Origin of the sequence: Alkaliphilus flagellatus (genome assembly GCF_018919215.1) — a bacterium.
Classification (GTDB): domain Bacteria; phylum Bacillota; class Clostridia; order Peptostreptococcales; family Natronincolaceae; genus Alkaliphilus_B; species Alkaliphilus_B flagellatus.
Map to the genome: position 1 here is coordinate 172,951 of NZ_JAHLQK010000003.1, position 13,212 is coordinate 186,162.

Annotated in this window: 11 protein-coding genes and 2 riboswitches; of the genes, 10 read left to right on the plus strand and 1 reads right to left on the minus strand. The window is 31.6% G+C overall.

Annotation, left to right across the window (positions count from 1 at the left end; genetic code table 11):
* Positions 1-172 precede the first annotated feature (172 nt).
* The 9 genes from KQI88_RS08480 to KQI88_RS08520 all read left to right on the plus strand — a co-directional run bounded on the left by KQI88_RS08480 (position 173) and on the right by KQI88_RS08520 (position 10,933).
* Complete coding sequence (locus tag KQI88_RS08480; protein ID WP_216416221.1) at positions 173-727, plus strand: chromate transporter; 555 nt, start codon at positions 173-175, stop codon at positions 725-727.
* Positions 724-1,287: a chromate transporter gene (locus tag KQI88_RS08485; protein ID WP_216416222.1), complete on the plus strand. Its 564-nt coding sequence runs from the start codon at positions 724-726 to the stop codon at positions 1,285-1,287. Before KQI88_RS08480 ends, KQI88_RS08485 begins: the two co-directional genes overlap by 4 nt.
* A 107-nt stretch (positions 1,288-1,394) precedes the next feature.
* A riboswitch (SAM riboswitch) is annotated at positions 1,395-1,500 on the plus strand.
* A gap of 227 nt (positions 1,501-1,727) precedes the next feature.
* Positions 1,728-1,847: riboswitch (SAM riboswitch) on the plus strand.
* A 116-nt stretch (positions 1,848-1,963) separates the two neighbouring features.
* On the plus strand, positions 1,964-3,262 hold the full coding sequence (locus KQI88_RS08490) for a homocysteine synthase (protein ID WP_216416224.1): 1,299 nt from the start codon (positions 1,964-1,966) through the stop codon (positions 3,260-3,262).
* A gap of 130 nt (positions 3,263-3,392) precedes the next feature.
* Complete coding sequence (locus KQI88_RS08495) at positions 3,393-4,277, plus strand: homoserine O-succinyltransferase (protein ID WP_216416226.1); 885 nt, start codon at positions 3,393-3,395, stop codon at positions 4,275-4,277.
* A gap of 54 nt (positions 4,278-4,331) precedes the next feature.
* Positions 4,332-5,558, plus strand: coding sequence for a homoserine dehydrogenase (locus KQI88_RS08500; protein WP_216416229.1), 1,227 nt, complete (start codon positions 4,332-4,334; stop codon positions 5,556-5,558).
* A 52-nt stretch (positions 5,559-5,610) separates the two neighbouring features.
* The gene (locus tag KQI88_RS08505) at positions 5,611-6,864 is read left to right on the plus strand and encodes an aspartate kinase (protein ID WP_216416231.1); all 1,254 of its coding nucleotides are present in this window, start codon (positions 5,611-5,613) and stop codon (positions 6,862-6,864) included.
* Positions 6,865-6,965: 101 nt separating this feature from the next.
* Positions 6,966-7,853, plus strand: coding sequence for a methylenetetrahydrofolate reductase [NAD(P)H] (gene metF / locus KQI88_RS08510; RefSeq protein WP_216416233.1), 888 nt, complete (start codon positions 6,966-6,968; stop codon positions 7,851-7,853).
* Positions 7,854-7,896: 43 nt separating this feature from the next.
* Positions 7,897-8,574: a vitamin B12 dependent-methionine synthase activation domain-containing protein gene (locus KQI88_RS08515; RefSeq protein WP_216416235.1), complete on the plus strand. Its 678-nt coding sequence runs from the start codon at positions 7,897-7,899 to the stop codon at positions 8,572-8,574.
* Complete coding sequence (locus KQI88_RS08520) at positions 8,564-10,933, plus strand: homocysteine S-methyltransferase family protein (protein ID WP_216416237.1); 2,370 nt, start codon at positions 8,564-8,566, stop codon at positions 10,931-10,933. The genes KQI88_RS08515 and KQI88_RS08520 overlap by 11 nt, the downstream gene beginning before the upstream one ends.
* A gap of 61 nt (positions 10,934-10,994) precedes the next feature.
* Here KQI88_RS08520 and KQI88_RS08525 read toward each other — a convergent pair whose 3' ends face one another.
* The gene (locus KQI88_RS08525) at positions 10,995-12,206 is read right to left on the minus strand and encodes an alanyl-tRNA editing protein (RefSeq protein WP_216416239.1); all 1,212 of its coding nucleotides are present in this window, start codon (positions 12,204-12,206) and stop codon (positions 10,995-10,997) included.
* A 240-nt stretch (positions 12,207-12,446) separates the two neighbouring features.
* Here KQI88_RS08525 and uppS point away from each other — a divergent pair, with 240 nt between their 5' ends.
* Positions 12,447-13,088: a polyprenyl diphosphate synthase gene (gene uppS, locus KQI88_RS08530; RefSeq protein ID WP_216416241.1), complete on the plus strand. Its 642-nt coding sequence runs from the start codon at positions 12,447-12,449 to the stop codon at positions 13,086-13,088.
* Positions 13,089-13,212: the final 124 nt, after the last annotated feature.

Genomic DNA, 13,212 nt, shown 5'->3' on the forward strand with positions numbered 1-13,212 from the left:
ATATTTTATGCAATAAAAAAACTAAAAACCAATTGGATTTTAGTTTAGAAATGGAACTATGTAATATACATCCACTCTAGTTTGTTTGTACAATTGTGTCTATACTTTTAATAATATTAATGTATGTAGTATAATGATATGTATTATATACAAAATTTAAGGGGGTAAGTAAATGAAGGATCTATGGGAACTATTCACTATGTTTTTCCGTATAGGAGCATTTACCTTTGGAGGTGGTTATGCTATGCTTCCGATTATACAAAATGAAGTAGTGGAAAAAAGAAAATGGGCTACCGATGATGAAATTATAGATTATTATGCCATTGGTCAATGTACACCTGGAGTTATTGCTGTAAATACAGCAACCTTTATAGGCTATAAGAAAAAAGGTATTATAGGTGGAATTACTGCGACTCTAGGAGTGGTACTTCCATCTCTAATTCTTATTACTATAATAGCAACGTTTTTTAAACACTTTCAAGACTATAAAGTTGTACAGTATGCTTTTGGAGGCATTAGAGTAGGTGTTGTTGCATTGATTGCAAATACAGTAATTAAAATGTTGAAACAAACAGCAAAAGACAGAATAGGTATAGCAATATTTATAAGTGCATTTTTAATCATTGCCTTTATAGACATTTCTCCAATAGTTGTAATAGTTATGGCAGCATTAATAGGTATTTTTAAAGGTAAAAATGTTGAAGTTAAGGAGGATGATATAGGATGATTTATTTAAAGCTATTTTTAGAGTTTTTTAAAATAGGATTATTCGCTGTAGGCGGAGGTCTTGCCACCCTACCTTTTCTTCAGCAGTTAATAGATAAATATGGATGGATTACCCACGAGCAATTGTTAGATATGATAGCAATTTCTGAGTCTACACCAGGTCCTATAGGGGTAAATACAGCCACATTTGTAGGTAATACAACAGCTGGAGTATTAGGTGGTATAGTAGCAACAATAGGAATTGTAACTCCATCTGTTATAATAATATTATTAATTGCTCATTACTTCGCGAAATTTAGTGAAAAGCCTATTGTAAAATCTAGTTTTTATGGAATAAGACCAGCAGTAACAGGGCTAATTGCAGCGGTAGCCTTTGAAGTGGCGAAAATTGCCTTGTTTGATATTGAAAAATATAAGACTACAAATAAAATTTTATCAATATTAGATTTAAAGGCAATTGTGTTATTTTCAATCATGCTATATTTAATAAACAAATATAAAAAACATCCAATATTATATTTAGTAGGTGCTGCTTTTATAGGCATTATATTTAAATACTAGTTATAATTTTGATATATTTTAAATAATATATAATAATTAGCATAAATTACATAAAAACTATTGACATAGTAATTAATATTTATTAGAATAGCATTAATTTAATATAATACTTATCAAGAGAGGTGGAGGGAAAGGCCCTATGAAGCCCAGCAACCAATATGTTTATATACATATCCGGTGCTAAATCCTACAGCATAAGCTGAAAGATAAGAAGACGATTATTACAACCTCTTTCAGCTAAAGAGGTTTTTTTATTATCTAAGAAAGTCCAATTTTCTTTTATAATGAACTAATTAAAGAAAGCAGGAGGTTAGAAGTATTTTAAGCACTTGAAGTTTTTAGCCATGCTAAAAATTGAGTGCGCCATGGAGCATTGCGGTAGCAATAGCGGAATTTTTTATTTGTAGGAAAGTATAATATTAAAAAACTTAATAACAAAACTCTTATCAAGAGAGGTGGAGGGAAAGGCCCTATGAAACCTCGGCAACCTTCAGACTCATTTGTCTGAAAAGGTGCCAATTCCTACCCTAGGTTAATTAAATCCTAGTGAAAGATGAGAGGGAGCTGTGGAATAGTTACCGCTGCATGTAAAGCCCTCTTTCATCTAGATTATTCAAATTTAGAGAAAGGGGTTTTTTATGTTATTTAATAAAAATATTTTTAAGGAGAGATCAAAATGGAGGAAAAAAAATTAAAATTTGACACATTACAAGTTCATGGAGGACAGGAAGTAGATAGTGCAACAGGTTCTAGGGCAGTTCCAATATACCAGACTACATCCTATGTTTTTAATAGTGTTGAGCATGGAGCAAATTTATTTGCTTTAAAAGAAGAAGGAAATATTTACACTAGAATTATGAATCCAACAACTGATGTTTTTGAAAAAAGAATAGCAGCTTTAGAAGGAGGAGTAGGTGCTCTTGCTGTTGCATCTGGTTCTGCTGCAATTACCTACGCCATAATCAATATAGCAGGAGCAGGAGACGAAATAGTTTCAGCTAGTACCTTGTATGGTGGCACATACAACCTTTTATCTACAACCCTTCCTAAGTTAGGTATTAAAACTATATTCGTAAATCCTGATGATCCACAAAACTTTAGAAATGCTATAAATGATAAAACCAAGGCAATTTTTGTAGAAACCATAGGAAATCCTGGCATAAATCTTATTGATATTGAGGCAGTTGCCAACATTGCCCATAATCACAACATACCATTAATTATAGACAATACATTTGCAACACCATACCTTATAAAACCAATAGAATATGGTGCTGATATTGTAGTTCATTCTGCAACAAAGTTTATAGGTGGTCATGGGACTTCTATAGGAGGAGTAATAGTAGACTCTGGCAATTTTAATTGGTTAGGCAATAGTAAATTTCCAGAGTTTAATAAGCCAGACCCAAGCTATAACGGTATAGCATATGCTAAAGATACAGGAGCAGCGGCTTATATTATAAAAGCAAGAGTACAGCTTTTAAGAGATACAGGAGCAGCCCTAAGTCCATTTAACTCATTTTTATTTTTACAAGGGCTGGAGACCCTTTCATTAAGAGTAGACAGACATGTTTCAAATGCAAAAAAAATTGCAGAATTTTTACAAGTGCACCCACTTGTTTCTTGGGTAAATTATCCTAGCCTAGAAGGTAACAAATATTATGATCTTGCAAAAAAATATTTTCCAAAAGGAGTTGGCTCCATATTTACTTTTGGTATAAAAGGTGGAGTAGAAGAAGGAACAAGATTTATTGAAGCATTAGAAATATTTTCACATCTTGCTAATGTTGCAGATGCTAAGTCCCTTGTAATACACCCAGCAAGCACTACCCATGCTCAATTAAGTGAAGAAGAACAATTAAATGCTGGAGTTACACCAGATATGATAAGACTATCCATAGGAATCGAAGATGTAGAAGATCTTATAGAAGACATAGATCAAGCTCTTAAAACAGCAGTTCTGTCCCATAGCTAAAAGTTATAAGACTCCTTCTCTCAGAGAGGGAGTGATAACTCTACATCTCTTAGAAACACATACTACAAGGAAGGGTATGTCTTAATCTTTAGATGTTGGAAGCCTTTAATTATGAGAGGATGGGGATTAAATGTCTTTAATAATAAACAAGAACCTTTTATCAGTTAATAAACTAATTAGCGAAGGTATAGAAATAAAAGGCAATTTTAACAGTTGTAATTCTGAAGCAATTCGTATTTTAATTGTAAATTTAATGCCTAAAAAAAGTGAAGCAGAATTTCAGTTTCTAAATATACTTGGCCATATGCCTATAGATATAAAGGTAGATTTCTTGCAGATGGAAACCTACACACCTCAAAATACAGACAAAACTTATTTAGAAGAATATTATAAAACCCTTAGGGACATAGAAAATAACAGTTATGAAGGAATGATTATTACTGGAACTCCATTAGAATTTTTAGATTTTGATGATATTGAGTACTGGAATGAACTTAAGGAAGTAATAGATTATTCCAACAAAAAAGTAAAGTCCACCTTATATATATGTTGGGCGGCTATAGCAGGTTTATATTACAATTATGGAACAAATAAATGTGTAACGAAAGAAAAAATATTCGGAGTTTTTCCCCATATAGTAGTAAATAAAAGGTCTGTCCTATTAAAAGGATTTAATGATGGATTTATAGTTCCTCATTCAAGATATGTGAAATTGAGAAAAGAAGATATAGAAGAAATAAAAGAATTAGAAATTTTATCTGAATCAGATGAGGCAGGAATTTATATAGTAAGCTCAAAAGATGGCAAACAAATTTATATTACAGGTCACCCTGAGTATGATAAATATACTTTAAAAGAAGAGTATGAAAGAGATATAAAACGTGGCGTAAATATAAATTTACCTAAAAATTATTTTCCTAATGACGATCATAATAAAAAACCTAATTTAGATTGGAGTAGTTATTCTAAACTTTTATTTACAAATTGGATAAATGAATATCTATTTAATAGTTAAAAAATGAAAGTATAGTATACAACTAAATATATTAAATGAGGAGTGACATTTTTTATGAATATAGGACTATTAGGATTTGGCACTGTAGGTACAGGGGTTTATGAGATTATCAACAAAAGAAAAGATTTTTTTAGGTCATTAATAGGTAAAGATTTAAACATAAATAAAGTCCTCGTTAAAGATACAACTAAAGATAGAAATATAAACATTTCTAAAGATAAATTAATTGATAATCCTTATTTTATATTAGATGATCCTAATATAGATATAGTTATAGAGGCTATAGGAGGCACTGCAGAAGCCTATGCATATATAAAACATGCTTTAACTACAGGTAAACATGTAATAACTGCGAATAAGGCAGTAGTTGCAAAACATATGAAGGAGCTTATGGATTTAGCAAATAAAAATAAAAAGGCATTTTTATATGAAGCTAGTGTAGGTGGAGGAGTTCCGATTATTAAACCCTTAAAGCAGCAAGTGACTTTAAATGATATTGAAGAAATAAAGAGTATATTAAACGGTACCTCTAACTTTATATTAAGCAAAATGATTAGAGAAGATTTAGAGTTTACCGATGCATTACATATTGCCCAAGAGTTAGGTTACGCTGAAGCAGACCCTACAGATGATATTGAAGGATATGATGTTAGAAGAAAATTAGCAATTCTCTCTACTATAGCATTTAAAAGAGAAGTAAAAGAAGAATATATCCACTGTAGAGGTATTAGAACTATTAAGTCGGTAGATACGAAAGTAATAAAGGAGTTAGGATATACTGTAAAGCTATTAGCAAAAGCTTCTTTTAAGAGTAATAAATATTATTTATCTGTGGAACCAAGCCTTTTACCCGATGATTCATTTTATGCAAAGGTAGAAAATGCTAATAATTTAATATCTATTATTGGTAATGACATAGGAGAGCTGAAGTTTTACGGTCAAGGTGCTGGCAAATTTCCTACAGCAAATGCTGTTGTAAGTGATGTACTTGATATACTATATAACAATTATCAAAACTATGGAATAGATGAGGGAACATATAAATTGTGCAACAATACAGATTTAGTTAAAGATAGATATTATGTGAGACTAAGCCCAAAGCATACATTGAGTGATTATGTGCTAAAGGTGGTCAAAGAAGAAAAAATAGCTGATAAAATAATTAAGACTGGAGATCATATTATATTTACTACTGGGAATATAGAACTTAAAAAAATAAATAGTTTTATCAATAATGTTAAAGAGTCCATAAAGGATGAATTTTATGCTGCTATTCAATAAGAATAATTGTAAGAAAAGCAAATCTATTTATCGTTGTACTAAGGGGGATAATGTGGATAATCTATATAATTTTAAAAAAGAGATTTCAAATAAAATTAATAATAATATAGTGGTTCAAAAATATGGTGGTACATCTTTAGCAACAACTGAGAATATTTTACATGTTGCAAACCAGATTATAAAGAAAAAAGATGAAGTAGAACATATAGTAGTTGTAGTTTCTGCTATGGGTAAAACCACAGATAATTTAATTCAGCTAGCTGAAAAAGTGTCATCTAGTCCTTGTACTAGAGAAATGGATGTCTTGCTATCTACAGGAGAGCAACAATCTATAGCTCTGTTATCTATGGCTCTTAAAAATTTAAACTGTAATACTATTTCATTAACTGGTATGCAGGTTGGGATCACCACCAAAGGAGAGCATACTAAGAGTAGTATTTTAAATATAGACGACGATATATTAATTAATCATTTGCTTGATGAAAAAGTAGTAATTATTGCAGGATTTCAAGGAGTAAATGAAGATGGAGAAATTACAACTCTAGGTAGAGGTGGCTCTGATACTACAGCTGTAGCATTGGCAGCAAAGCTTAACTGTTCCTGCGAAATATATACAGACGTAGATGGTATATTTACTGTAGACCCTCGTATATATGCTAAGGCTAAGAAATTAGATGAAATAAGCTATGATACAGCTTTAGAAATGTCTAGCTTAGGCAGTAAGGTAATTGACAAAAGGGCAGTAGCTCTAGCAAAGAAGTTTAACATTCCTATTTATATAGCTAATAGTAATAAAAAAACCTTAGGCACTTTTATTAGGAGGAAGAAAAATATGGAGGAATGGCAAGTAACATCTTTAGTTTTAAATGATAATCTACTAAGTGTTAGTATTGAAAATATCCCAAACAAAATAGAACTTTTATCAAAAGTTTTTAAAATATTAAATAAATACAACCTTGAAATATCTATGGTTGAGAATAGTATCAATGGAAATAAAACAAAAGGCGAAATATCATTTATTTGTTCAAAAGATAATTATTTAAAAATTAATAATATAAGGGATGAACTACTATGTACAATCGGCACTAGAACCGCTATAACTGTAGCGGATGTTACTAGAGTGTCTATAGTAGGTAATGGTAGAATTAATCAAGCTCGGTTAGCCGAACAAGTTTTTAATGCTCTGCAAGGTGCTGAGTTTAACTATAAGAAATTAACCACTTCCGAACTCAGTCTATCTTATATTTTTAATAGTGAAGCCAATATAGAGTTAATTAACAAATTAGCCCAAGAGTTTAGCCTATAGGGGATTAAAAACTATAGCATATGCTGATAGACAAGAATGGGACTAAAAAATCTCTTTAGCTTAAAAGTGTTTTTGTATTATTTAAAAAGGGGGCATGCAAAGTGTATATAAAACAGTTATTTAAGGAAAAAGAAGTAGTTTTTTCATTTGAAATATTTCCGCCTAAACCTACATCGCCGATAGAAGTCATATACGATACCTTAGAAGGTTTAGAGGATTTAAATCCTGACTATATTAGTGTTACCTACGGAGCAGGTGGAAGTGTTAACGACAACAGAACTTGCCAATTATCATCTTTAGTTAAAAATAAATATGGTATAGAAGCTTTAGCCCATTTAACTTGTATAGGCTCTACAAAGAAGGAAACAACTCGAATTTTAGAAAATCTAAAAGCAAATGGTATTAAAAATGTATTAGCTTTAAGGGGAGATATTCCAGAGGAAAATTCTTCAGTAGGTGAGTTTAGCAATTCTCAAGAACTTATAAAACATATAAAGCAAACAAAAGATTTTGGTATAGCAGTAGCCTGTTATCCTGAAGGACATATTGAAAGCAGGAATATAGATAAGGACATTGAAATATTAAAGTTAAAAGAAGATGCAGGAGCAGATTATTTAATTTCTCAGCTTTTCTTTGATAACAATTATTTCTATAATTTTTTAAATAAAGTAGAACAAAAGAGTATAAATCTACCTATACAAGCAGGTATAATGCCTATAACAAACAGGAAGCAAATTGAAAGGATAGTTTCACTTTGTGGTGTAACCCTTCCATCTAAGTTTATAAAAATAATAGATAAATATGAGCATGACAAAGATGCACTAAGAGATGCGGGAATAGCCTATGCATTAGAACAAATAGTAGATTTGGTTTCTACAGGAGTTAAAGGAATACATCTTTATACAATGAATAGTCCTTATATAGCTAAAAGCATAACTAACTGTATTGGCTCAATACTAAATTCTATAAATAAAAAACAAATAGTTTAATTTATAATACGGCCAAGAAGTAGAAGGAAGGTTGTGTTTATCCATGGATAAAAGTCCTAAAAACAAAGATGAGGTTTTAAGATATTTGGGTTATAAAAATCAAAATTTAGATAAAATTACTAATGATTTGATTGAAGAATCAATGGATGAAATGAGAAATTTAATTAAGCCCAGATATATATATAAGTTCTTTAATATTATGAGAAAAGAAGAGAAAATATATTTAAATAGTAGCAATTTTAATTTGGTAGGAAAGGATATTGAAAACCATTTGGATAAATCTGAAATCTGTACTTTAATAGCAGTAACATTAGGAAATGATGTAGATGCAAAAATAAGATACTATGAAAAGATAAATATGACTAAGGCATTAATACTAGATGCCTGTGCTACTGCAGCAATAGAAGAAATTTGTGATAAAATCTGTGAAGAATTAGAGAATATCCTTAATGTAGAGAATAAAACATTAACATCAAGATATAGCCCAGGCTATGGAGACTTACCTATAAACATACAAAAAAGATTTCTATCCATGTTGGATGCAGAAAAAGCTATAGGACTTACTGCATCTTCCCATAGCATTTTAATACCAAGAAAATCCGTTACGGCAATAGTAGGGGTTGTAGATAGAAAGGATAAGATAAAAAAAATCAGCTGTTTAAATTGCAGCAAATATTATACCTGTATGTTTAGGAAAGGAGATGAGAAATTTGGGCATTAAAAATAGATTTAAAAATGGCATTTTAATATTTGATGGGGCAATGGGTACTATGCTACAAAATAAGGGATTAAAGCTAGGTGAGTTACCAGAAACCTTAAGTATTAATTCTCCTGAAACAGTGGTTGAAATCCATAAAAGCTATATTAAGGCTGGTGCAAACATCATTACCACAAACACCTTTGGAGCCAATGAAATTAAGCTTGAAGACAGCAATTTTACTGTAGAACAAATAATATATGCAGCAGTAGAAAATGCAAAGAAAGCTGTTGATGGCAAAGAAGTATATATAGCTTTAGATATAGGACCCATTGGGGAGTTACTAGAGCCTATGGGGACCTTAAGCTTTGAAGAAGCTTATAATGTTTTTAAAAGGCAGGTTGTCCAAGGGGTAAAGAGTGGTGTGGATTTGATATTAATAGAAACAATGACAGATCTATATGAAGCAAAGGCCGCTATATTAGCAGCTAAGGAAAATTCGGATTTGCCAATATTTTGCACCATGAGTTTTGAAGCCGATAAGAAAACCTTTACAGGCTGTAATGCCACATCTATGGTGATGGTTATAGAGGGTTTAGGGGTAGATGCCCTTGGAGTTAACTGCTCCCTAGGGCCTAAAGAGATAGAGCCTATAATAGATGAAATATTAAGTATTTCTAAGATACCTGTTATGGTTCAGGCAAATGCGGGTCTACCTAGTATTGTTGATGGTCAGACTGTTTTTAATATTTCTCCAGAAGAGTTTGCAAGCTATGGATCTAGTTTTGTAGGAAAAGGAGTAAAGGTAATAGGGGGATGTTGTGGTACAACGGATAAACATATAGAAAATCTAGCAAAAGCTTTAAGTGATATAAAATTAGAAGATAGACATTACAGTTATATGAGTGGTATATGCACCTCTACTAAGGCGGTAATCATAGATGAAGTAAAGGTAATAGGTGAAAGGATAAATCCCACAGGTAAAAAACTATTTAAAGAAGCATTAAGAAAGGGAGATTTAGACTATGTTTTAAGGGAGGCTATAGCTCAAGTTGAGGCAGGAGCTCAGATTTTAGATGTTAATGTAGGATTGCCAGAAATAGATGAAGAGGAAATGATGGTAAAGGTTATTAAAGAAATACAATCCATATTAGATGTACCTCTACAAATAGATTCTACAAATCCTAGGGTTATAGAGAAAGGCTTAAGAGCTTATAACGGAAAGGCTATAGTTAACTCGGTAAATGGAGAGGATAAGGTTTTAGAAAGTATACTACCTATAGTAAAAAAATACGGAGCTTCCGTAGTAGGCCTTACTTTAGATGATAAAGGAATACCTTCAAGTGCCAAAGAAAGATTTAAAATAGCTGAAAAAATAGTAAAAACAGCAGAAAAGTATGGTATAGATAAAGAAGACATATATATAGATTGCTTAACATTAACAGCTGCCGCTCAGCAGGAAGAAGTTAAAGAGACCCTAAGGGCCCTTTCCTTAGTGAAGGAGAAGCTTAAGGTAAAAACAGTACTAGGGGTATCTAATGTGTCCTTTGGATTACCTAATAGGGACCTTTTAAACAGAACCTTTTTAGCTGCAAGCTTGTTAGTAGGCTTGGATTTACCTATAATAAACCCAATGGATAAAGCTATGATGGATACAATAATGGCCTCTAAGGTATTATGGAATGAGGATAAAGGAGCAAAAAAATATTTAAAATACAACGAAAATGTATTTAAAGATCAAGCTTCTATAACAAACAATATTGAAGATGATTTATTTAAAATAATATTAAAGGGAATGAAAGAGCAGGCTAAGGATGCCACTATAAAGTTATTGGTCCACAAGGAACCCTTAGAAGTTGTTAATAGATATATAGTTCCTGCCTTAGATGTGGTAGGAGAAAAATATGAAAATGGAGATATATTTCTTCCTCAGCTAATACAGTCAGCAGAAACGGTAAGAAACTCCTTCCAGGTTATAAAGGAAAAATTAAAAGAAGGGGCTAATGCTGAAATTTCAAAAGGCAAGATAATATTAGCCACTGTAAAAGGGGATATCCACGATATAGGTAAAAACATAGTGAAGGTCCTTCTGGAAAATTATAATTATGAAATTATAGATTTAGGCAAAGATGTTCCCAAGGAAAAAATAATAGAAGAAGCTATTAAAAATGATGTTAAACTTGTAGGTCTTAGTGCTTTAATGACTACTACGGTAAAAAACATGGAAGAAACCATAGGAGCTTTAAAAAAGGTTAGTTCCGACTGTACAGTTATGGTAGGCGGGGCAGTATTAAATGAAGATTATGCTAATATGATAAAGGCTGATTATTATGCTAAGGATGCAAAGGAAGCTGTAACAATAGCAAGGAAGGTACTGGGATAAAGCCAAGGTGATGCTCTCCTTGGCTTTAAATTTTATATAAATACTAGTTAAAATTTTAATATTAATTACCGGACACTACTAGATCCTTGACCTTATTATAAGCATACTCTAAGCAGGACTCTAAATTATTGTTATTTCTTCCCCCACCTTGGGCTGAAAAGTCGCTACCACCACCCTTACCATCTATTAAGGTTATGGCATCCTTTAGAAGGGTGCCCATATTCACCACTTTTAAATCCTTAGAACGCATAAATACAAGGTGAGCCTTATCTCCTGAAATAGCCCCAAATAAAGCTACTACATTAGGGTAAGCTGCTAACTTAGAAGCTAAAGTGTTAACATATTTTAAGTCCACATCATTATATACTTCTTTAATTATCTTTACATCCTTTATAGACTCTGTATTTAAAAACATTTTCTCTACTACATATCCAGCTACTTCATCTCTTAAGGATTTTATTTCAGCATTAGTCTCCCTAAGTTCCTTGGATATACGTCCTATATCTTCTAATATATCATTTTCACTTACAGCTAATAACCTACCTATTTCTTTTACTCTTTCATACTTTGCAGTGTAATCCTCTACAGCTCTTTTTCCACATAAAAACTCTATTCTCATACCGTTCTTATATTTTTCCCATCTAGTAAATTTAACTAGCTGAACCTCAATAGTAGAGTATGGGTGTGTTCCACAGCATGCATTAATATCGACATCCCCAATTTTAACTAATCTAATTTGATTATCTGTCTTAGGAGGTAGTTTTCTAAGGGAGAGTTTTTTTAGTTCTTTATCAGTTGGATATAAAACTTCTACAGAGATATTGTTAAGTATTATCTCATTAGCCATGTTTTCTGCATTTTTAAAGTTCTCATCACTAATTACCTTATCTATATCTATAGTAGAATACTCTTTTCCAAGATGGAAACCAACAGTGTTAGCATTGAAAAGCTCAATTAAAGAGGCAGATAGAATATGCTGTCCTAGGTGCTGCTGCATATGATCATATCTTCTTTCCCAGTCTATTTTGCATTTAACTTTTTTAATTTTAGAAGGTTTTCTTTCTACTACATGATATATACTTCCTTCTTTATCGTAAACATAAACTACAGGAGTAGACTCTATATAACCAGTATCACTTGGCTGTCCACCACCTTCAGGATAAAAATAGGTTTTATTAAGTAAAATATGAAACTTATTATCTTCCTCTATTATATCTATTATGTCAGCGATAAAGTCTTTTTCATAAGGATTTTCATAATAAAGCTTTTCCAATATCAACAGCTCCTTTTCCCATATGTACTATTTATATTTTACCATAAGAAAAAATCCAATTCACTAAAAGTTATTTATGAATAGGTAGCGTGTATCAAATGAAACATATACGCGATATATGATTAAATTTCCAAAGGATGTTAATAATGTAGATAAAGTATTTTAAAGCAATAAAACTTATTATAGTTAAGAATTATAGGTCACAATACTTGTATATTAAATATTTAAGAGGTGGTTAAAGTGAGAATACCTGAACATATAGGAATAATTCCTGATGGGAATAGAAGATGGGCGGAGAATAAGGGCCTGTCTAGAGCAGATGGATATAAATCTGGAATTGATCCAGGTCTTTTGCTTTTCAAAATGTGTGAAATGGCAGGAGTTAAAGAAATTACATATTATGGATTTACAGTAGATAATACAAAAAGACCAACGGATCAAATAAAAGCTTTTACAGATGCGTGTATTAATGCAGTAAAAATACTTTCGAATGAAAATGCATCTCTTCTTGTAGTAGGAAATACTAATTCTCCAATGTTTCCAAAGGAACTACTGCCATATACAACTAGACAGACCTTTGGTAGTGGCGGAATAAAGGTTAACTTTCTGGTAAATTATAGCTGGAAGTGGGATCTAAACTACTTGAAGAGGTCCAAATGTAGAAGTAACAATATAAATAATCAAATAGAAACCTATGATGTTTCAAGGGTAGATCTTATTATACGCTGGGGAGGACGAAGAAGGCTAAGTGGATTTCTTCCAGTGCAGTCCATATATGCAGACTTTTATGTAGTAGACGATTATTGGCCAGATTTTAAGCCTAATCATTTTTATGAGGCATTAAACTGGTACAATGATCAAGATATTACCCTTGGAGGATAAAACGAAGTTAGCAGAATATTTTATAAAATGAAATTATTTATTCATAACCCCTTATATTTTACAATGAAAAATAGTATAATTAATTTTCAAGATGTATTTATTAAGCTTAGTAAAGAAGGGGTGG

What these genes read in the sequence shown, in the direction of transcription:
- KQI88_RS08500 (WP_216416229.1), top strand. Translation starts at nt 4,332, where the DNA reads ATGAATATAGGACTATTAGGATTTGGCACTGTAGGTACAGGGGTTTAT.
- KQI88_RS08495 (WP_216416226.1), top strand. Translation starts at nt 3,393, where the DNA reads ATGTCTTTAATAATAAACAAGAACCTTTTATCAGTTAATAAACTAATT.
- KQI88_RS08485 (WP_216416222.1), top strand. Translation starts at nt 724, where the DNA reads ATGATTTATTTAAAGCTATTTTTAGAGTTTTTTAAAATAGGATTATTC.
- KQI88_RS08490 (WP_216416224.1), top strand. Translation starts at nt 1,964, where the DNA reads ATGGAGGAAAAAAAATTAAAATTTGACACATTACAAGTTCATGGAGGA.
- KQI88_RS08480 (WP_216416221.1), top strand. Translation starts at nt 173, where the DNA reads ATGAAGGATCTATGGGAACTATTCACTATGTTTTTCCGTATAGGAGCA.
- KQI88_RS08515 (WP_216416235.1), top strand. Translation starts at nt 7,897, where the DNA reads ATGGATAAAAGTCCTAAAAACAAAGATGAGGTTTTAAGATATTTGGGT.